The organism is Lachnoclostridium sp. An196 (genome assembly GCF_002160135.1).
In the GTDB taxonomy this organism is placed as follows: domain Bacteria; phylum Bacillota; class Clostridia; order Lachnospirales; family Lachnospiraceae; genus Hominiventricola; species Hominiventricola avistercoris.
In genome coordinates, this window is record NZ_NFJZ01000005.1 from 55,209 (window position 1) to 75,593 (window position 20,385).

Here is a 20,385-nt window from a genome sequence, read left to right on the forward strand (position 1 = left end):
CTTCTTTCTGCAGTTTTGTCTGGATCAGCCTCTGACGGCGCTTTTAGTTCTGATGCATATACCGGTTCTTCAGTTCCAGAACCATTTCCTGATAAGTATCCCGGCATGCTTCATACTGCCCGTCCTGGATCAAATGAATGCATGGAACCAGATAGTCTTCATACAGTTCCTGATAAACTTTCCGGCTGTCCGCGTCTTTCTCGATCCGTTTTACGATCGTCGGTGCGATATCATAGTATTCGTCCACCATGGCCCGCCCTTCCGGCGTCGCTTCCATATACTGGTCCCGGTATGCCTTCAGCAGTTCCAGCTCCGCGCAGTCACTTCCTTTATCAAGTCCTTCACATACAGCCGTGGTGATATAGCAGAGCTTTCTGCGGAAACCTTTATTGATATCATCATAAGTAGCCTTTCCAAGACTGGTCTGGAAGGTACGGTTCCACTGCTTGATCAGACAGTCCGCAAACGGTTCTGAAAACTCAGCCGGATACTTCATCATAGACGGCACCAGATAAACGCTGATCAGGAAATTATAATCCAGCTGCCGCTGCGTGCGGCGGCCTTTGAATCTGATCTCCTGAAGTTCATCCTGAGCAGTCTGTATCAGATGTTCCACAAGTTTCTGCAGGCTTTCCTCCGGATTCTCATCATTCCGGTATACCTGGTCCAGCGCTTCGAACAACGCCCTGCGCCCTGCATAATACGCTTCAAATTCACCTTCGTAGAGATTTTTCTTAAAATTCTCCATCGGATTGTAGCAGGTAAGAATCACCTGCTCCAGCTCGTTCCTGGCTATGTCAAAATATTCCTGATAGGCCTCCCGGTCTATCTCCTTCACCTCTTCTTTGGCTCCCAATGCCTCATCCACACGGATCTCTTCTCCGCAATACATGCAGATTACTTTTTCCCTGTCGTCGGGAACCTGGATCACCTGATGGCATTTGGGACATGTTCCTTCTCTAAACATCTTCTTTTACTCATCCCAGTTATGATAGACCGCCTGGACGTCGTCATCATCGTCCAGAAGATCCAGTGTACGGTTCAAAAACTTAATATCATTCTCATCCGATAATGCCACATAGTTCTGCGGAATCATCTTGATCTCCGCTTCCGCCATGGGAATTCCCTGGGTCTCCAGTGCCTCGCGCACTGCCGAAAAGTCTTCCGGGGAAGTCAGGATCTCAAAGCTGTCCTCTTCTTCCGAAAAATCCTCTGCTCCCGCGTCCAGAGCCGTCATCATCAGATCGTCTGCATCCATGTCGCATTCTTCCCTGTCAATGATGATCTGCCCCTTCTGGTCAAACATATAGGAAACGCATCCCGTAGTGCCCAGACTGCCGTTGCCTTTGGTAAATGCATTGCGCACATTGGAAGCGGTACGGTTCTTATTGTCGGTCAGCGCTTCCACAATGATCGCGATGCCCCCCGGACCGTATCCTTCATATGTAACACGCTCATAGTTTACGGATCCGGCATCTCCCGCTGCTCTTTTAATCCCTCTCTCAATCGTATCGTTGGGCATATTGTTGGCCTTTGCCTTTGCGATCACATCGCGCAGCCGGCTGTTGTTGTTCGGGTCCGGACCGCCTTCTTTCACTGCCACCGCAATCTCGCGTCCGATAATAGTAAAAATCTTTCCTTTCGCTGCATCATTTTTCTCTTTTTTATGCTTTATATTTGCGAATTTGGAATGTCCTGACATAAATTCACTCCTTTTCCTTCTTTCGTTCTTTTGTAATATAACACGCTGAATCAGGGTTTGGCAAGCCTATGTATCCAATTCCAGACTGATTTTCAAAGCGTAGTCGATTTTTTCAAGCGTGGATGCGTCCAGGTGGCATACCTTGTCTTTCAGTCTTTTTTTGTCTATGGTGCGCAGCTGTTCCAGCAGAATCACAGAATCTTTCACCATATGATGAGACGCCGCGTCCAGCTCCACATGCGTAGGCAGCTTCGCCTTATTCATCCTGGAAGTGATAGCGGCACAGATTACGGTCGGGCTGTGCCGGTTGCCCACGTCGTTCTGTATAATCAGAACCGGACGTATGCCTCCTTGTTCCGAGCCGATCACCGGTCTTAAATCCGCATAATACACGTCTCCGCGTCTGATAATCATCTTGTTCACTCCGATCTGTTAGCCTTTTCAGTCAGAGTATTTCCACACTAATTGGGTTCTATTCCGGTTACTTCAAAATAGTCCTGAGTCGCTGTTATCTTTCCGTTTCTCCAGAACCTTCTGGGCACTCTTTTTCCGATATCGCAGGCAAGCTCGTAGTTAAAGCGTCCGGAAAGTTCTCCCAGCGATTCCATTGTAATCTCATGACCTCCTTCAGAACCTATCAGGGTCACCATATCGCCTTCCCTGACATCCGGAATGTCTGTCACATCTACCATAAACTGATCCATACAGACTCTGCCGGTAATCGGAGCGCGTTTGCCCCGGATCAATACCCACCCTTTGTTGGACAAAGATCTGGGATAGCCGTCTCCGTAACCGGCCGGTATGGTGGCGATCCTCATCTTTTTGTCCGCCACAAAAGTACCGCCATAGCTGATGGGCGTGCCGGGCTCCACCTCTTTGATAAACGCCACATGGCTCTTCAGCGACATTACCGGAGTGATGGACACAGCAAATTTATTGACCTCATCGGAAGGATAAAGTCCATAAATAGAGATGCCTGCGCGTACCGCATCCAGATTGGCCTCCTTGAGGTCAAAGATCCCGGCCGTATTGGAACAGTGGTGAAGAGGGATTTCGATCTTCCTCTCTTCCAGCATCCGGGAAAACCGAAGATAACGGTCCAGCTGCCGGCGCGCAGCTTCCTTATCCCTTTCATCAGCCCGTGCGAAATGGGTAAACAGTCCCTCGATCTGCACGCCCGGCAGGAGACTGATCTCTTTTACGATATCCGCGCTGGTCTCGTCATCCGGAAAACCGATCCGCCCCATCCCCGTATCCACTTTAATATGCAGATATGCCGTTTTCCCCTGTCGGAGAGCCTCTTCTGACAGCTGTTTCGCCATAGTAAGCTTGAATACGGCCAGCCGGATATCATAGCGCACCGCGTCTTCGTACCCGTCCGGAAAAACAAATCCCAGTACCAGGACCGGCTTTTCAATACCGGCTTTCCTAAGCTGCACCGCTTCCTCTATAGTCGCCACCGCAAATCCCCAGATATAATCCAGTTCTTCCGCCATGTGAGCTATGGGCACTGCCCCATGTCCGTATCCGTCCGTCTTCACCACCGCAATAATTTTCGTCTCCGGCTCCAGGTTCTTTTTCATGTTTCTTAAATTATATGCCGCGGCATCCAGATTGATCTCCGCGCACACACGTAAATACAGCTTCATACTCTGCTTTCTCCTTTATCCTGCATGGCCTGAGGCAGACATCCAAGCAGGTGCCTCGCCATCATTCCATAGGTTCCTTCTGTCTGTACCGCGATATCTCCGGCTCTTCCATGCAGCCATACGCCCAGAAGCGCCGCTTCCAGAGGCGCTGTTCCCTGTCCCAGAAGCCCCGCGATGATCCCGGTCAGCACATCACCGCTGCCGCCGGTAGACATTCCGTTATTCCCGGTCGTATTGACCCAGGTTCTTCCATCAGGAGCCGCCACCGCGGACGGGGCGCCTTTCAACACACAGATGCATCCCCTAGATACTGCAAATTCCGCCGCCGCGTCCGGAAGTTTTCCGGCAAATTCTCCGATGGGCAGACCCGTCAGACGTGAGAATTCTCCCGCATGGGGAGTCACGATCACCGGCCCTTCATGGGATGCCAGGAGCTCCGGTCTTGCTGCCAGATGATTCAGTCCGTCCGCATCCACCACCAGAGGCTTGTGATATTCTTTCATCATCTTCTCCACCAGTGCCGCTGCCCAGGATTCCCGGCCCAATCCCGGTCCTATGGCCGCCGCATCTGCCCATTCAAAAGATTCTCCGAACATCCGGTCATCCGGATGCCCGGTATCGAACGTGGTCAGCACAGCCTCTGGAATCAGCTGCTGTAAAATCACACGGTTATCTTCCGGTGTCAGGACGCGCACCAACCCCGCGCCTGTACGATATGCCGCGCAGGAACTTAAGTATGCCGCCCCGGCCATATTTTTGCTGCCCGCCGCACAGAGCACCTTTCCGTAAGTCCCCTTATGAGAATTTGTTCTCCGTGCCGGCAGGTATTTCAGAATACTCCGATCCAGTACCATTTCGTTCCTCCATACGCCTGAAAGGGGCTGCCGCAGCAGCCCCTCACTTCTCTTTTTTCTCATAACTGGTAATCCGGTATGACAACTGCATCAGGCTGTCCACCAGATGCACGTTCTCCACTACCACATCATCCGGCACATCCAGATCCAGATGCGCGAAATTCCACAAGGCCTTGATCCCGCAGGCAATCAACTGATTCGCTACCTCTTTCACCTTACTCTTGGGAAGGGTAAGAACCGCGATCTCAACATCCACTTTTTTCAGATACGATTCCAACTCGTCCATCATCAGCACCGGTATTCCGCGCACTGATGTACCGATCATATCCTCTCTGACATCAAAAATTGCCTTGATCACAAAACCATTCTTTTCAAAATCCGCATAATTAGCCAGCGCATGCCCGAAGTTACCGCCTCCGATAACGATCATGGGGTGCACCTGATTTACGCCCAGAATTTTTCCGATCTCATCGTACAGGTATTTGACATTATACCCGTATCCCTGCTGGCCAAATCCTCCGAAATTATTCAAATCCTGACGGATCTGGGATGCGGTTACCTGCATCTTGCTGCTGAGCTCTCCGGAGGAGATACGTTCTACTCCGCTATTCAGGATTTCACCCAGATACCGGTAATATCGGGGAAGCCGCTTAATCACTGCCTTTGAAATCTGACGCTCTTCCATAACAAGTCCCCTACATAATTTATCGTACCTATTATAATTCTCTGTCATTTTTTTGTCAAACAAATATTGCCTTTTTCACAGATTCCTGTTAGCATCAGATAGGATAGATAGAAAAGGAGATATCACATGATACTGACATGTCAGAATATTAATAAGGCGTTCGGGGATCACCAGGTGCTGAAGAACGCCTCTTTTCATGTAGAAGAATATGAGAAAACAGCCGTCATCGGCATCAACGGGGCCGGCAAATCCACGCTGCTGAAGATCATCATGGGCGATCTGCCTGCCGACAGCGGACAGGTCATCATCGCCAAAGGGAAGACCATAGGTTATCTGGCACAGCACCAGGATATGGCCAGCAGCCATACGATCTTTGACGAACTTCTGACCGTCAAACAGGGCATCCTGGACCTGGAAGCCCGTATGCGGCAGGCTGAACGCGATATGAAACAGGCCGGCGGGGAAAAGCTTCAGGAATTGATGGACAGCTACGCGCGCATGAGTCATGAATTTGAGCAGCAGAACGGCTATGCCTGGAAAAGTGAGATTACCGGCGTACTGAAAGGACTCGGATTCACAGAAGAAGAATTCGGCAAACAGGTGGACACATTATCCGGAGGGCAGAAAACCCGCGTCGCACTGGGAAAACTCCTTTTGTCACGTCCTGATATTATCCTTCTGGACGAGCCTACCAACCATCTGGATATGGATTCCATCACCTGGCTGGAAACATTCCTGATGAATTATCAGGGCGCCGTCGTCATCGTTTCCCATGACCGATATTTTCTGAATCGGGTGGTAACCAAAATCATTGAGATCGATCAGGGTGAAGTCACCACGTTTACGGGCAACTACACGGATTATGCGCAGAAGAAGGCGCAGCTTAGGGAAGCCCGCATGCAGGCATGGTTAAACCAGCAGAAAGAGATCCGTCATCAGGAAGAAGTGATCGCAAAACTCAAATCTTTTAACCGGGAAAAATCCATCCGGCGGGCTGAGAGCAGGGAAAAAATGCTGGAAAAGATGGATGTTCTGGAAAAACCCACGGAGGCGAAGGCAGACATGCGCATCGAACTGGAGCCGCAGACCATCAGCGGAAACGACGTACTGACTGTCCGGGGGCTTTCCAAGGCATTTCCTGCCCAGGATCTTTTCTCCGGGCTGGACTTCGATATCAAGAGGGGAGAACGGGTGGCTCTCATCGGCAGCAACGGGACCGGCAAAACCACGATTCTGAAAATCATTAACGGAGTAATCCCTGCCGACGCCGGAGAGATCCGTCTGGGATCCCGGGTGCATGTGGGATACTACGACCAGGAGCATCATGTGCTCCATATGGAAAAAACCATCTTTGAAGAGATTTCCGATGATTATCCCTCGCTGAACAATACCGCCATCCGCAATGTGCTCGCCGCCTTTCTGTTCACCGGAGACGACGTGTTCAAACGGATCGGGGATCTATCCGGCGGAGAGCGCGGACGCGTCTCACTGGCCAAGCTGATGCTTTCCGAAGCAAACTTCCTGATCCTGGACGAGCCTACCAACCACCTGGACATCGTCTCCAAAGAGATCCTGGAACAGGCGCTGAACCGTTACACAGGCACAGTGCTGTTTGTTTCCCATGACCGGTATTTTATCAATGCCGCGGCTACCCGTATCCTGGATCTTTCAGGCCGCAGGCTGACCAACTATGTAGGAAATTATGATTACTATCTGGAAAAGAAAGAAGAGCTGGAAGCGGCAGGAACGCTTGCTTCTGCTTCCGCCGAAATCTCCGCCGCTTCTGACGCCAAACTGGACTGGCAGCAGCAGAAGGAACAGCAGGCAAGGCTCCGCAAACTCCAGAATGACCTGAAACGCACAGAAAACCGGATCGAAGAACTGGAGACACGCGATAAAGAGATCGACGCCTCTCTGGAAAAGGAAGAAATCTTCACTGACGTGGCGGAAGTAACAAAGCTTTCAAAAGAAAAAGAAACTATCCGGGAAGAGCTGGATACCTTATACGAACAATGGGAGAAACTGCAGGAAAACCTTCTGTAACCTGCGGGCAGGGCGCCGGCACGCGCGCTCTGCCCCGTTTATTCCTGATGATCCATATTTTCCAGAAGTTTATAGGTAAGGAGCAGATACAGGAGCTGATCCGGATCTTCCAGATCCAGCGAGACCAGTTCCCGGATATGTGACATCCGGTATAAAAACGTACTGCGGTGAATAAACAACGCTTTCGCGGCTCTGACCGCGTTCATCTGGTTGGAAATATACACTTTCAGTGTTTCAAAATATTCTGTTTTGTGTTCCTCGTCATATTTACGCAGTTCCAGCACCGCCCGGCTGCACACTGCCGCCGGTCCCAGCTTCTCTGTACATTTTCCCAGCAGATAATCCAGTGCAATATCCTCAAAACGGTTGACCCAGCGCAGGGGATATCTTTTCATACCCTCTTCCAAAGCGATCTTTGCCTGAAGGTAATACTGTTTCAAAGAACTCAGGCCTTCAAATTCATAGCTGATTCCTGCTTTCAGATAACTGCTCCGCAGAAAACCTGTAATCAGATTTACCGCCTCTTCCATAGGTCTGCCAAAATGCGCCAGATTTGTATAGACTGCGATACTCCCTTCCAGGAAAAAAGCACAGCTTCCTTTGATCAGGCTTTCAATCCGGTTACAGATAAAACGAAGCACCGTGAGATTCTGCCTGTCAACCATGGACATATAGATATTCATGCAAAAATATGTGTGCTCCTTCTTCCAGTCAAAACTCTCGAAACGGGGTTCCAGGGGCACATGCTCCATTCCTTCATCCGTGAGAATATTGGAAAGCAGACGGTCCAGAGTATAACTGATGTCAGATTGTACCACCGTATATTTTTCCAGCATCTGATGGACATATTTTGCCAGGTGAAGAAGCAGATATTCATCGTAAAACTTCAGTTTCCGGGACGCCTCCACAATGATAATCCTATATACATGCCGGTTCATATCGCAGATATCCACGAACAAATTATTCTTTTTTGTGACCGGATCAAAATAATGCTGTACATAAGGAACCCCGTCTCCGAGACCCTTCCCGGGATATACCGTAACCTGATTATGACGCAGAATCTCCTGGAACTCCGGCATCATATCCATCAGACTGCTGTAATCAATCACAAATCCGTCCATAGTACAGACCATGATCGGATTATGAAAAATCCGGTGTGAGCCGTCCAGCAGCGTTTTCAGAGTACGTTCCGTCATCGCCAGACTCTGCATCTTTTCGTCCCATGCATCATATGTATCAAAAATACGCTGCACCGTATTAAAGAGTACCTCTGAATGGATCTCATCCGGAAAAAAACAGACTCCTGGAATCCGGTTTTCTTCCGGGCAATATCGCATACCTACTATCAGGAGCAGATTATCTCCGTGCTCATCCAACAGCATTTCAGTAATATCCGCTTCTCTGGCCACATAGACTTTATTTTTTTTAAATTCCATACCGCTCTGGTACAGAAGCGGTCTTTTCAGATTCATCTCGTCCGCCATTTTCCCCGCGGAAAAGTCCGGATAATTCTGATGCAGCCGGTCGGCCAATATCTGCATGCTGATCCTCATTTGTTCACCTCATTATTTGTTCTCATGATACAAATTGTACGAAAAATTTTTGTATCTGTCAATCGGCTGCAATACCCAAAGAGGTTCGCCGACTGTTTTATAAACAGCCGCGAACCTCATGCAAGATCTTATATAGTTTATTTCTCTGCAGCTAATCAGCCGAACTTTCTCATAGCCGCTTCCACTACATGTCCCACCAGAACGGAAGTGGTCACGCTGCCGACTCCGCCCGGCACCGGGGTAATCGCGTCTACGATCGGTTCCACTGCCGCGTAATCCACGTCTCCGCACAGCTTGCCTTCTTCGTTCACGTTGATTCCCACGTCGATCACGATCTGTCCCGGAGCCACATAGTCAGCGCCTACCACACCCGCGCGTCCGGCTGCGACCACCAGGATATCTGCCTCTCTGGTCACGGAAGGCATATCCACGGTTCTCGTATGGCATACGGTCACAGTCGCGTTTTTCTTGATCAGCATCATCGCCGCCGGCTTTCCTACCACCAGAGAACGACCGATCACCACTGCTTTTTTGCCGGTACAATCGATGCCGTAATGATCCAGGATCTCCATGCATGCCTGAGGCGTGCACGGCGGGAACCCTACTTTCTTTCCGGTAAATACGCCGCCCAGGGATGCATCCGTCTGGCAGTCCACATCCTTCTCTGCGCAGAGCGCGTTCTCCACCAGCGTCTGATCAATGTGCTTCGGAAGCGGACGGAACATCAGAACGCCGTGGATATTCTCGTCTTTGTTTACTTCATCAATCACTTTCAAAAGCTCTTCCTGGCTAACGTCAGCCGGAAGCAGATATTTTTTGTATTCTACTCCGAGGGTCTCGCAGCGTTTGGTTGCGCCTCTCTCATAAGAAAGATCGTCCGGTCTCTCGCCCACGCGGATGATGCCCAGCGTCGGTTTTACTCCTTTTGCATTTAACGCTGCCACATCCGCTTTGATCCTCTCATTCAGAGCGGCAGTCACTTCTTTTCCTAATAACTGTCTTGCCATACCTGTTTTCTCCTATCTTAATCTTGCATTGACCGCAGCGAAAATTTCATCTGCTTTTTTGCTGTAATCTGCAATCATTTTATCCGCTTTCTCATTCAGAGACGCCGCGTACTCTTTGTCCGCCATGGACTTCGTATTGATATACACGTTCAGAGACGCTCCCAGCAAAGCTGCCTTACAGAATACCACGCCCACGCCTGCGTCGGAAATCGCAAGGGCGGAGCCTTTTGCTGCGAACTCTTCGATCACGTCAATGGCCTCACAGCATTTTTCCATGATCTCCATGGGAACGGCGCAGGCATCTTTCAGAACGATCGCCATCACTCTTGCTTTCTCTGCCTTCTGCTCCTCTGTCTCCTTGGGCATGCCGTATGCCTTGGACAACGGCTCAAACGCTTCCGCATCCGCATCTACCAGACGGAGGAAATCCGCCTGCAGAGCAGTCGCTTTCTCTTTCAGGGCGATGATATCCGCTTCCACATCCGCGTATTTCTTTTTGCCGACGGTCAGGCTTCCTACCATATTGCCCAGCGCCATACCGATGGCTCCCACCAGCGCGGAAGCTCCGCCGCCGCCCGGTACCGGGGCCTTGGATGCGAGCACATCCACGAATTCTTCACAAGTGTTTTTTGTAAATCCCATAATAACCTCCATGCATGACAGCGAGCAGGGGACAGACGTTCCCTGCTTGCCGCATGTATTTTTTTATCATTCTATCCTTTTTATTAGAACAGACCTGTGATCTTTCCGTTCTCGTCCACATCGATCTTCTCGGCAGCCGGAACTTTCGGAAGACCAGGCATCGTCATGATCTCGCCGGTCAGAGCCACAATAAATCCAGCGCCAGCGGAAATCTTCAGGTTGCGGACAGTTACTTCGAAATCTGTCGGAGCGCCAAGCTTGGTCTGGTCATCGGTCAGGCTGTACTGTGTCTTCGCCACACAGATCGGGCACTTGTCAAATCCGAGAGCGGTCAGCTCTGCTGCCTGTTTCTGCGCATTCGCGGTCAGAACAACTCTCTTTCCGCCGTATACCTTCTGAACGATCTGGTTCAGTTTGTCTTCGATGGATCCTTCCAGATCATATGCGAAACTGAAGGAATCGTTCGGCTGTTCGCAGAGACGTACGACTTCTTCTGCCAGAGCTACGCCGCCTTCGCCGCCTTTTGCCCATACCTGGGAAAGAACCACATTCACGCCCAGCTCTTTACATTTTCTCTCAACCAGTTCCACTTCAGCCTGCGTATCGGTCGGGAATTCGTTGATCGCAACCACGCACGGAAGTTTGTATACGTCGGTGATATTGCTTACATGTTTCAGCAGGTTCGGAAGACCTTTCTCCAGAGCCTCCAGGTTCTCATTGTTCAGATCCGCTTTTGCAACGCCGCCGTTGTACTTCAGAGCACGCACGGTAGCTACGATCACTACTGCATTCGGTTTCAGACCTGCCATACGGCACTTGATGTCCAGGAATTTCTCTGCACCCAGGTCAGCGCCGAAACCAGCCTCGGTTACAGTATAATCGGAAAGCTTCAGAGCCATTCTCGTAGCGGTCACGGAGTTGCAGCCGTGAGCGATGTTTGCGAACGGGCCGCCGTGTACGATCGCCGGAGTTCCTTCCAGAGTCTGTACCAGATTCGGCTTCAGAGCGTCTTTCAGAAGAGCTGCCATCGCACCTTCTGCATGCAGATCGCCTGCAGTTACCGGTTTCTGCTCGGAAACTTTACCATATGTATATCCAACGATGATTCTCGCAAGTCTCTTCTTCAGGTCGCTGATGTCGCTTGCCAGGCAGAGCACTGCCATAATCTCGGATGCCACGGTGATGTCGTATCCATCTTCTCTCGGCATACCGTTGGTTTTTCCGCCGAGCCCGTCAACGACATTGCGGAGCTGACGGTCGTTCATATCCACGCATCTTCTCCAGGTCACTTTTCTGGGGTCAATGTTCAGCGCGTTGCCCTGGAAAATATGGTTGTCAATCATAGCTGCCAGCAGGTTATTTGCTGCGCCGATCGCATGGAAGTCGCCCGTAAAATGAAGATTGATGTCTTCCATCGGAACAACCTGTGCATATCCGCCGCCGGCCGCACCGCCCTTTACACCAAATACCGGTCCCAGGGACGGCTCACGCAGAGCTACGACAACTTTCTTTCCGATCTTTGATAAACCGTCTGCAAGACCTACAGAAGTCGTAGTCTTTCCTTCTCCGGCAGGAGTCGGGTTGATTGCAGTCACCAGGATCAGCTTGCCGTCTTTTGCATCGGTTTCTTTCAGTAAATTGTAATCAATTTTTGCTTTGTACTTTCCGTACTGCTCCAGATACTTGTCATCGATGCCGGCTTTCGCCGCGATCTCGGTAATCGGTCTCATTTCGCATTCCTGTGCGATTTCAATGTCGGATTTGAATCCCATAAGAATTACTCCTTTCTCGATCTCCGGAATCTTCCGGAAATCCGCGCCCCGCGCTTTTGTTTAAATTTTAACAAAGGTTTTTCGCTCCTTTGAACGTAACCAATTATATAATGATCTGTCCATCCCTGCATCCTACAACCTGTACTATAATGACAATTTTTTCACAATCGTAATGGATAAGTCCCCTGCTACCACCATATCCTCCGCATGGAACCCGAAAGGAAAATTATCGCTGTACAGGATCTGAGCCGAAGGCGGAAATTCGTCATCCCCGGCCCAGAACAGAAATTGCATCCGATAACCGTTGATCAGCTCAAACTCATACGCTGTGTCTGCCGCGGAAAGCTTTACAACTCCCGGAATTTTCTGCATAGCCCGGTCAAACACATCCAGTTTATAACCGAAGCCATAGGTCAGGCGCTTGATGCAGCGTCCTGTAAACGGCTGCAGATAGAGTTCTCCGTACGTGGGAACTTCCCTGAATGTGATAAATTTCCCGCTGTCTTTTACATACTGCCCTTCCAGCAGATAACGCAGGATAAACGTCTGGGCCGGAAGATGATGCATCAGGAGATTCTTTCCGTCGTCTTCCTCATCCAGCACACGCAGTGCAAACTCCGGGTAATCTGCCTCATATTCATGTCCCATGAAGCGGAAATGGAACTTTTTTGTATTCGCATCATACAATATGTTCAATCTTTGTGCCGCTTCTTCCGGATCCAAAGACTGATATTTTTCCAGGTAATAGGCAAACGGCACTTCTTCTTTGTGGTTCTCAATCTCCATCTATACTTCCTCCTGTTTTACATTTGGAAACAGGGAAGTATCCGTATGGGGAATAAAGCAGGCAGCCACAAACTCATCCATATAGCCCGGATCCGTGCTCAGTTCCATATAGGTCATATTGCGCGCAATTTCATGCACTTTCTTCTCAGCGTCCCCGGACATGGCAATGCAGTACGCTCCGGTCAGCGAAGAATTCCCGATATAATGGAACTTTTCAAGATCAATGTCCGGGAACATGCCGATCGTCACCGCGTTCTTCATATTGATTCCGCTTCCGATGCCGCCCGCCACATAGACGTTCTCTATCATGGACACATCAAAGTCCAGCGAACGCAGCATCGTGCAGATCGCAGAGAAAATCGCTCCCTTGGCACGAATAAAATTGTCGATATCAACTTCATTAATCGCCACGTCTTTATGCCCTGCGGCCTCTTCCTTGAACGCCAGCACATAGCTGCCGATCCCGTACTCGTCCCGGCGGACTCTCTTTCCGTCGCGGATAAATTTTCCCTTGGGGCTGATGATATTGCAGCGGTACAGTTCCGCGATCACATCGATGATACCGGAGCCGCACAATCCCACCGGTTTTTGTCCTTTTTCACCCACGATCTGGAAATCAGGCTCCATCGTCTCCGCGTCAATGGTACATGCCTCGATCGCTCCATCCGTAGCCCGCATACCGCAGCTGATATCGCCGCCTTCAAACGCGGGTCCCGCAGAACACGCACAGCTCATCATAAAGTCGGAGTTTCCGAATACAATCTCTCCGTTGGTTCCCAGGTCAATAAACAGATTGAATTCCGGCTTGTTCCAGATCATGCTCACCAGCGTGCCCGCTGTGATATCTCCTCCCACATAACTGCCGATATTCGGAGCGATGACCACCGATGCATCCGGATGCACATGGAGGCCCAGATCATAGGCATTGATGCTGTCCGTCTCGAAAAAAGCCGGAATATACGGTTCCATACGGAGCGGATCGGCGTTCACTCCTGCGAACAGATGGTTCATGGTTGTGTTGGAAGCCACGCACATGTGATAGATGCTGCTTCCATGGATACCGGCGGCACGACACATATTGTGAAGCATGGGATTGATCGTTTCTTCGATGATCGCTTTCTGAAGCTTCTCCTGGCCGCCCTCTTTCCTGGATTCGATAATACGGTTGATAACATCTGCCCCGAAACGGATCTGCCCGTTTCCGGAAGACGCTTTTGCAAGAATCTTTCCGTTTCTCATATCCAGGATCACACCGGATACCGTCGTCGTTCCGATATCGATTGCCGCCGCGCAAAGCTTCTCTTCCCCTGAAGGACGCACATCGTAAACCATAAGCTTACCGTCCATATTCTTTAGCACGGCGCTCACACGAAACTGCTGTTCGCGCAGAACATCCGGAAGCTTTTTCAGCGCCTGATAGGTCAGGCCCACACGCTCTGCACCTGTCGCTTCCTGTACCGCACGTATCAGCCGTTCGTTATCCGGCATTGTGTCGTCCAGCGTAGGCTCATCCATGGACAGATCCACCACAGAAAATACATTCTGAAATGCAATTCCGGACTCCGCCACTTCTTCTCTCGCTTTATCAAATATAGCCACTTCTTTCCGGGAGCTTAAATCCGCCACCTTCATCCGGCTTTTGTATGCGGATGCGATATCCGGTACCATGACTTCCACGTCTCCGGTCACCTTGGACAGACAGGACAAACGCCATCCTTCCTCAAACTCCTCGTCGGAAATATGCCTTGTTTTCTCAGTTTCCAGCTCGCCGCTTACGTATTTTACCCTGCATTTTCCGCAGGAACCATTGCCCGAACAGGGAGCGTCAATGGCCACATTCGCCTTGCGCGCCACTTCCAGCAGATTTTCTCCGGCCGTGACGGCTACTTCCACCGCCGTGCCGTCTTCATGTCGAAATATTACGTTTGGCATCGTGTTTAATCTCCACCTTATCTTATTTTTCCCTATATAAACCCCCGATTCAGAAAAACGCTTCCTTTTACCAGCGTCTCCCGGGAAAACGCTGAGGAAAGCGCTTCCTTAGAAAAATACTGCCAGCAAACATACTGGCAGTATTGGAATACAGTCGCTGTATATTAGATCTCCAGATAAGAGTCTGCGTACAGAGTATTATTCTTGATTACGTCACAGGACTTGATGGTCTCCATCAGCCGCAGGTCGTTCGGGTTTACGATTGCGGAGGTCAGACCGCACATCATAGCCATAGCTACCATCGCGGAGTCCATAATCGGACGGATGTGCTTCGGCATACCATTGGAGTTGTTGGAAAGTCCGCCGGTGGAATTCAGTTCCATATCAGACAGCATCTTGATGAACTCCAGAACCTGCATCTGTTTGTCCTGCATACCCTTGATCACGAGGAACAGCGGATCGAACCACATATCCTGCGGATCCATGCCAAGTTCCATACCTCTCTCCAGCATGGTCTGGCAGTAAGTCATACGCTCGTCGTTGTCAGCTGCGATACCTTCTGCGTTGCACAGAGCGATAACGATGGCATCATTTGCCGCTGCAAGATCGATGTACTCAATTCTTCCGCCTGCATCTGCAGAGTTTACAATCGGTTTTCCTTTGGAACGGTTGTAAACGGAAATACCAGCTTCGATCGCCGCTTTGTTTGCGGTGTCAAGAGCCAGCGGAACATTGTCGAACTCGCTCTGCAGAAGCTGTACTGCCCATTTCATCAGTTCCGGTCCATCATTCTCAGCCGGTCCGATATTCACGTCAAGATAAACAGCGCCTGCGTCCAGCTGCTGTTTTGCACGCTGAATGATCGGTTCGGGGTCTCTGGTGGTAAAAGCTTTGTTGACTGCCGGAGCCGTCGTAGATAATCTTTCACCAATCGTTACGAATTTTGCCATCGTAGTGTTCTCCTTTTGATTCTTTATTTTGGGCGGCTGCCCTATGAAAGACAGCCGCTGATCTTTTAAATCTCGCCGTTTGCTTTCAGGTCTTTCAGGAATTTCACGAGCTGTACCGCCTCATTCGGAGCAACGATCACTTCCCAACCCGGAAGTTTTGCTTCGATATCGCCCTTCAGAACGGCTACCTTGCCCGGAATCACAAGTTTTCTGCACTTGATCTTCGGCTCTACATTCTCCTGAATGAATTTAGCGACAGAAGTGGAGGACAGTTTGCCTGCAGCCCATGCCGTCAGTACGGAAAGTCCGCCTGCATCGCTGATTACCAGGTTGCACGGAATACCGGATCTCTCCAGCTCGCCGGATACTACGAAATATGTAAGAGCGAAGTCTACCGTGGTCAGTACCAGAGAATTCTCGTCTCCGCCGTTGATCGGGTAAATACCCGGCTCTACCTTCATCGGCTTCTGCGGATCGGTGAATACGTTCTGTCTCAGGCCAAAGAGCGGAAGTGCCGCCGCATAGGTCATCTTGTCCATGACAACGATGGAACCATATTTCAGTACGAACAGAGAAGCCAGCGCGATCTGCATCGGCTCGTCCCCTGCAGCCAGTTTGCTCAGGTTCACGATGGACGGGTATCCGCAGGTTCTGTCCGGATTCTTTGCCAGGCAGGCACGTCTTACCTGTACCGTGGTAGCAAAGGTCTCTTTGATCGTAGCGCCGGTGGTATCCAGTACCAGATCTTTGTAGCCCAGTTTCTCGATCGCTGCGGTGGTATCATACAGCTCGTCCAGGCTTGCGCCGGATACGCCGAGCACTACGCCTGCGCCTTTTGCGATCTCTGCCATCTCTGCATAGTTGGAAGCGTCAGCTCCGTTCAGAACCGGCTTCTCAGCTTTGCAGACTTCCAGAGCTGCCTTTGCAGCCTCTGCATCCTTGCAGCCAAGGATGATCGTCTTTCCTTTGCCGCTTACTTTCTTAACTGCTTCCACATATGCCGCAGCGTCTCCGGTATACTCCACATATACCATCTCTGCATGCATACGCTCGCCGATACGCTCATAATCTACTTTGTTGGACTCAGCCAGCGCTGCGTCAACATCCATATCCGGAGTTACATCAACTGCAAATCTGGTCTTGCTCACGAAAGTTTTCTCGTGTCTTGCAAGTACCGTCTCGCCGCCCAGCGTATACTCTGCGTCGCCGGTTCCGACCTTGATCGTCTTCATAGGCGGTGCCGTCGCCTCGGACAGTGTTGCAAGAGCCTCCTCGGACATATGCGGACATTTGGAAATGTCTACCGCGCCCTGTGCCACTTTCATGGAGAATGCCATACAGGTCGGGCTGCCGCACTCTTTGCAGTTTGTTTTTGGTGTCATTTTGAAAATATCTAAACCTTTTAATGCCATCGTATTTTTCCTCCTCCCTGTGATTACATCAATTCATTGATCATTTTAGAAATGGTAGCAACGGAAGTCGGATGTTTCAGGATGACTGCGTTGGAACCGGATGCCAGTACTGCCGCTGCGGTGGATACTTCCATACCAATGCCGCGGTCTTCCTGTGCTCCCCATTCCGGCATATCTTCTTCAGAAGCCATTGCCTCTTTCACGTTCCATGCCTCATCGGCAACCGGAGTGATGATCGGCATCTGAAGCTGTGCATCGTTCTGTCCGAGCGCTGCCGCTTTTACGCGATCCATCGTGGATACCACATATTCAAAGCCGTATCCGACTGCTGCGGTACCTACGTTCATCACGATGTTGGACGGAGCTACGCCCAGCTGGGAGATCAATACGTTCAGCTGTTTCGCAAGGTTGATATCTACTGCGGACTCAGCGCCGACTTTCTGACCGTAAGCCAGTCCTGCAGCCGCGCCAACCTGTTTGTAATCTTCCTCTTTTGCAGACAGGATGATCACATTTTTGCCCTGAGCAACCTCAGAAGCTTTCTGTAAAAGCTCGGTATCTTTTGCCACGTTCTTGCATCCTGCGATTACCAGCGGCACGTCGATGGCGTCAACGACCTCTTTTACCGCTTTCATGCACTCTTCCGTGGACTTGTCCGCGCCGTTGGGATCTGCGCCCTCCAGCTTCAGGCATACGAAATCTGCGCCCGGCATCTCTGCCGCTTTCTTCGCGATTTCACCGAGAGTGGTGCATCCCTCATAGTACGCCTTCACGCCTGCCGGCTCATTTTCCAGACCAAGATCCGTAATCATGACACCAATCTTCGGCGCGTTCTCAATCGGTGCATCAAACGTATAGAATGGTAACACGTTCTCGCCACCGATTTTGATTGCTTTCTCGCCACAGCCAACTTCAACTGTATTGATGGAAGCATTGAATTTTCCTGATTTTCCATTGAATGGCATTGGTATATCCTCCTTAAAAATCTTTCTATAGCATTATATCATAAAACCTGCCGTCGGGAAAGCATTTCCTGCATAACATTCCGAAAGGGCATGCCTCAAAAAGAGGCTTGCCCTATAGAAATGCTCCCTTACGGGGCCTGCCGTCCCGCGTTTCACGCGGGAAGTGCTGCTCCAGAATCCGTCCGTGCCCCGCACGTCCGCCGCAGCTTCGCTGCTCCTCGATTCTGTCGCTGACAGGTCGGGTGAAATCAAATACTCCCTTCGGTCGTGCTTGATTTCCTTCCTCCCTGTTACATCATCGGCTCGAGGCCAAGTGCGGGATGTCCTTTCTCGGTCAGGAACTCCAGCAGCGTCTCCGGATCGGTCGCGATCGTCTCGTCTCCGATCATGTCCGTGAAGTTGTCGATGTCATACAGCTCTTTCGCCGTCTTGTTCAGACGCTCCGCTACCTGATCCTTCAGATCCTTCGGCATCCATACGATTCTCTCCACTCCGCCTTCTGCCTTCATGAATTTCTTCGACGAAATGAAATGTTTTCCATGTCCCATGAATCCAGGCGTCTGTACTCCGCCGCCTGTCATACTTGCCAGCTCGCCGAACGTCATACCCAGCGGCGTCATTCCCGTGTACTCACGGTTCGTGATCGCCACACCGTTGGAGAACGGCTCGATTCCGCAGATACACTCGAAGCATCCGCAGGAAGTCATCGGGTCTTCCATGATGGAGTACAGCGTTACATGCTCCAGCGCTCCGCGGGAGAACTTCGCCACTGCTTCATCCACATCTTCGTAGCGTCCCAGATTCTCGTCGATGACTCTCTCCTTCGTGATCACCTGGCACGGTCCTTCCGGATCCAGCTCGTTCGTTGCTTTCGCATCCAGCCACGATACCGCTCCGCACAGGCCCAGACGCTCCGGCGTTACCACGCATACGTGGCTCGGGGAGAATGCCTGGCACATAATGCAGCTGTAGTATACCGGTACGGACTCGTCCGTCAGGGATGTCAGTCTCTCGTCACGGCGGTCATATGCCGGAACTGCCAGTTCATGACGCAGTTTGGTACATTCCTCCGCATCGGTTACGATCGTTACCGCGCATTTATCCACTACGGCGTCAAATTCATTCTTGATATTCGCATACAGCACTTCCGCCAGATCTTTCGCGCGGAAGCCTGCCTCGTAAGTATTCTTGCTGACACGGATACGGATCATGTCACGCTGTCCTGTATGCATCACACCTTCGATACAGTTCACATAGCTGTGGAACTTACGTTCGAACACCGGTTCGAAGTCGGTCTGCATGTTCTTTCCTGCCACATCCACGATGTACGCGATCTGCTGCTTGCTTCCTACTTCCATCTGGTCGAAATCCGGCCCGATCAGCGTAAACTTGTGGTCTTCTACTTCCGTCAGCTCTTTCGTGCATACCAGCTCGAAGCAGTCTTTTCTGGATCCGTCGAACTCTACCTGCATGTCGCCCCTGCGGATGATCTCTCCTTCGAATGCGGATGCGAAAGATACCGGGATGTCGATCTTTGTAATCTTGATCTTGATATCGCGCGCTTCCAGGGAAGTTGCGTTGAATCTGGATACATCCTCCTGTACGATCAGGCTCTTCGGTACGCGGAAAATATTCTCGGTCTCGTTGGTGATAACCGGGAAGCCCAGCGCGATCGCGCCTGCTCCGCACGCCACGATCACATCGTCCAGCGGCGCGAACGCGTTTACGAATGCCGGCACACGTTCAAACGTGTATTTCATCAGGTTGCCTGCGTCACCCGGCGTTACGTTTCCGAAAATCAGCGCCGCACGAATTGCCACGGATACCACGTGGATCACGCTGGTCACGTCGCGTCCCAGCGGGATAATACGCACTGCCGCGCCCATGTTCAGGCCTGCCTCCAGACACTGGTCGATCACTCCGCCCACCAGCGTTACCAGAATACCCTGTGCCTGATAGCTCTTCACCAGCTCCACAGCCTCTTCCTTCGTGGGAGCTGCGCCGAGGATAACCGCCACGCCCGGGATATCTCCGGTTACCAGCGGCACGCCCAGCTCACGGATCGTCGCGTCCATCAGATGGCCGCTGCAGGGCTCTTCATACGGGGTCTCGTTGTTGATATATTTCAGGACTTCGATGAACTCTGCGCAGAGTGCCGTAGCCACGCCGCTCATGAACGCGTCGTTCAGTCTTTTTTCCCTGGTCATCAGGGTCTTTACTACGCCCAGGGCCTCTTTCAGTTCTCCCAGGTTGGACACCTTCGTTCCGGTCACTGCGTAGTAGCAGGGAAGGCTGTAGGCGGTGTGCGGGAAAGCTACGGCCTGGTCTGCGCCGTACTGCGCAATTGCGTTGTCGATGGCAGTCTCGGTCAGGCCATAGACTGCGTCGTTACCGCTGAATACTCTGTCAAATAATGTCACGGTATTGTACCTC

Annotated in this window: 17 protein-coding genes; 1 reads left to right on the forward strand and 16 read right to left on the reverse strand. The window is 51.0% G+C overall.

Annotation, left to right across the window (positions count from 1 at the left end):
• Positions 1-43 precede the first annotated feature (43 nt).
• From B5F29_RS07290 to B5F29_RS07315, 6 genes are all read right to left on the reverse strand, one after another.
• Positions 44-967 (reverse strand): CFI-box-CTERM domain-containing protein, encoded by a 924-nt coding sequence (locus tag B5F29_RS07290; RefSeq protein WP_087153997.1) that lies wholly within the window; start codon positions 965-967, stop codon positions 44-46.
• Positions 968-973: 6 nt separating this feature from the next.
• Complete coding sequence (locus B5F29_RS07295) at positions 974-1,702, reverse strand: YebC/PmpR family DNA-binding transcriptional regulator (protein WP_087153998.1); 729 nt, start codon at positions 1,700-1,702, stop codon at positions 974-976.
• Positions 1,703-1,768: 66 nt separating this feature from the next.
• Positions 1,769-2,116, reverse strand: a complete 348-nt coding sequence (locus B5F29_RS07300; protein WP_087153999.1) for a type II toxin-antitoxin system PemK/MazF family toxin — start codon at positions 2,114-2,116, stop codon at positions 1,769-1,771.
• A gap of 47 nt (positions 2,117-2,163) precedes the next feature.
• On the reverse strand, positions 2,164-3,351 hold the full coding sequence (gene alr / locus B5F29_RS07305; protein WP_087154000.1) for an alanine racemase: 1,188 nt from the start codon (positions 3,349-3,351) through the stop codon (positions 2,164-2,166).
• Positions 3,348-4,205, reverse strand: a complete 858-nt coding sequence (locus B5F29_RS07310) for an NAD(P)H-hydrate dehydratase (RefSeq protein WP_162608381.1) — start codon at positions 4,203-4,205, stop codon at positions 3,348-3,350. Before B5F29_RS07310 ends, alr begins: the two co-directional genes overlap by 4 nt.
• Before the next feature lie 43 nt (positions 4,206-4,248).
• A complete protein-coding gene (locus B5F29_RS07315; RefSeq protein ID WP_087154002.1) occupies positions 4,249-4,890 on the reverse strand; it encodes a redox-sensing transcriptional repressor Rex in 642 nt (213 codons plus the stop codon).
• Positions 4,891-5,016: 126 nt separating this feature from the next.
• On the opposite strand from B5F29_RS07315, the gene B5F29_RS07320 reads away from it, so the two are divergent.
• Positions 5,017-6,933: an ABC transporter ATP-binding protein gene (locus tag B5F29_RS07320; RefSeq protein ID WP_087154003.1), complete on the forward strand. Its 1,917-nt coding sequence runs from the start codon at positions 5,017-5,019 to the stop codon at positions 6,931-6,933.
• Between the two features lie 38 nt (positions 6,934-6,971).
• Here B5F29_RS07320 and B5F29_RS07325 read toward each other — a convergent pair whose 3' ends face one another.
• The 10 genes from B5F29_RS07325 to acsB all read right to left on the reverse strand — a co-directional run bounded on the left by B5F29_RS07325 (position 6,972) and on the right by acsB (position 20,372).
• The gene (locus B5F29_RS07325) at positions 6,972-8,486 is read right to left on the reverse strand and encodes a helix-turn-helix domain-containing protein (protein ID WP_087154004.1); all 1,515 of its coding nucleotides are present in this window, start codon (positions 8,484-8,486) and stop codon (positions 6,972-6,974) included.
• 155 nt (positions 8,487-8,641) lie between these two features.
• On the reverse strand, positions 8,642-9,493 hold the full coding sequence (locus B5F29_RS07330; protein WP_087154005.1) for a bifunctional 5,10-methylenetetrahydrofolate dehydrogenase/5,10-methenyltetrahydrofolate cyclohydrolase: 852 nt from the start codon (positions 9,491-9,493) through the stop codon (positions 8,642-8,644).
• A gap of 12 nt (positions 9,494-9,505) precedes the next feature.
• Positions 9,506-10,135, reverse strand: coding sequence for a cyclodeaminase/cyclohydrolase family protein (locus B5F29_RS07335; protein WP_087154006.1), 630 nt, complete (start codon positions 10,133-10,135; stop codon positions 9,506-9,508).
• An 83-nt stretch (positions 10,136-10,218) separates the two neighbouring features.
• Positions 10,219-11,907: a formate--tetrahydrofolate ligase gene (locus B5F29_RS07340; RefSeq protein WP_087154007.1), complete on the reverse strand. Its 1,689-nt coding sequence runs from the start codon at positions 11,905-11,907 to the stop codon at positions 10,219-10,221.
• Between the two features lie 144 nt (positions 11,908-12,051).
• On the reverse strand, positions 12,052-12,693 hold the full coding sequence (locus B5F29_RS07345) for a DUF3786 domain-containing protein (RefSeq protein WP_087154008.1): 642 nt from the start codon (positions 12,691-12,693) through the stop codon (positions 12,052-12,054).
• Positions 12,694-14,625, reverse strand: coding sequence for a corrinoid activation/regeneration protein AcsV (acsV, locus tag B5F29_RS07350; protein WP_087154009.1), 1,932 nt, complete (start codon positions 14,623-14,625; stop codon positions 12,694-12,696). It lies immediately after the preceding gene.
• Between the two features lie 164 nt (positions 14,626-14,789).
• Positions 14,790-15,575, reverse strand: a complete 786-nt coding sequence (acsE, locus tag B5F29_RS07355; RefSeq protein WP_087154010.1) for a carbon monoxide dehydrogenase/acetyl-CoA synthase methytransferase subunit — start codon at positions 15,573-15,575, stop codon at positions 14,790-14,792.
• 65 nt (positions 15,576-15,640) lie between these two features.
• The gene (gene acsC, locus B5F29_RS07360; RefSeq protein WP_087154011.1) at positions 15,641-16,987 is read right to left on the reverse strand and encodes an acetyl-CoA decarbonylase/synthase complex subunit gamma; all 1,347 of its coding nucleotides are present in this window, start codon (positions 16,985-16,987) and stop codon (positions 15,641-15,643) included.
• 23 nt (positions 16,988-17,010) lie between these two features.
• Positions 17,011-17,952, reverse strand: coding sequence for an acetyl-CoA decarbonylase/synthase complex subunit delta (gene acsD, locus B5F29_RS07365; protein ID WP_087154012.1), 942 nt, complete (start codon positions 17,950-17,952; stop codon positions 17,011-17,013).
• A gap of 290 nt (positions 17,953-18,242) precedes the next feature.
• Complete coding sequence (acsB, locus tag B5F29_RS07370; protein WP_087154013.1) at positions 18,243-20,372, reverse strand: acetyl-CoA decarbonylase/synthase complex subunit alpha/beta; 2,130 nt, start codon at positions 20,370-20,372, stop codon at positions 18,243-18,245.
• Positions 20,373-20,385: the final 13 nt, after the last annotated feature.

Coding starts and splice junctions, on each gene's coding strand:
- B5F29_RS07300 (WP_087153999.1), bottom strand. CDS start 2,116: ATGATTATCAGACGCGGAGACGTGTATTATGCGGATTTAAGACCGGTG.
- B5F29_RS07330 (WP_087154005.1), bottom strand. CDS start 9,493: ATGGCAAGACAGTTATTAGGAAAAGAAGTGACTGCCGCTCTGAATGAG.
- alr (WP_087154000.1), bottom strand. CDS start 3,351: ATGAAGCTGTATTTACGTGTGTGCGCGGAGATCAATCTGGATGCCGCG.
- B5F29_RS07335 (WP_087154006.1), bottom strand. CDS start 10,135: ATGGGATTTACAAAAAACACTTGTGAAGAATTCGTGGATGTGCTCGCA.
- B5F29_RS07340 (WP_087154007.1), bottom strand. CDS start 11,907: ATGGGATTCAAATCCGACATTGAAATCGCACAGGAATGCGAAATGAGA.
- B5F29_RS07290 (WP_087153997.1), bottom strand. CDS start 967: ATGTTTAGAGAAGGAACATGTCCCAAATGCCATCAGGTGATCCAGGTT.
- B5F29_RS07325 (WP_087154004.1), bottom strand. CDS start 8,486: ATGAGGATCAGCATGCAGATATTGGCCGACCGGCTGCATCAGAATTAT.
- acsE (WP_087154010.1), bottom strand. CDS start 15,575: ATGGCAAAATTCGTAACGATTGGTGAAAGATTATCTACGACGGCTCCG.
- B5F29_RS07295 (WP_087153998.1), bottom strand. CDS start 1,702: ATGTCAGGACATTCCAAATTCGCAAATATAAAGCATAAAAAAGAGAAA.
- B5F29_RS07320 (WP_087154003.1), top strand. CDS start 5,017: ATGATACTGACATGTCAGAATATTAATAAGGCGTTCGGGGATCACCAG.
- acsC (WP_087154011.1), bottom strand. CDS start 16,987: ATGGCATTAAAAGGTTTAGATATTTTCAAAATGACACCAAAAACAAAC.
- B5F29_RS07345 (WP_087154008.1), bottom strand. CDS start 12,693: ATGGAGATTGAGAACCACAAAGAAGAAGTGCCGTTTGCCTATTACCTG.
- acsD (WP_087154012.1), bottom strand. CDS start 17,952: ATGCCATTCAATGGAAAATCAGGAAAATTCAATGCTTCCATCAATACA.
- B5F29_RS07315 (WP_087154002.1), bottom strand. CDS start 4,890: ATGGAAGAGCGTCAGATTTCAAAGGCAGTGATTAAGCGGCTTCCCCGA.
- B5F29_RS07310 (WP_162608381.1), bottom strand. CDS start 4,205: ATGGTACTGGATCGGAGTATTCTGAAATACCTGCCGGCACGGAGAACA.
- acsV (WP_087154009.1), bottom strand. CDS start 14,625: ATGCCAAACGTAATATTTCGACATGAAGACGGCACGGCGGTGGAAGTA.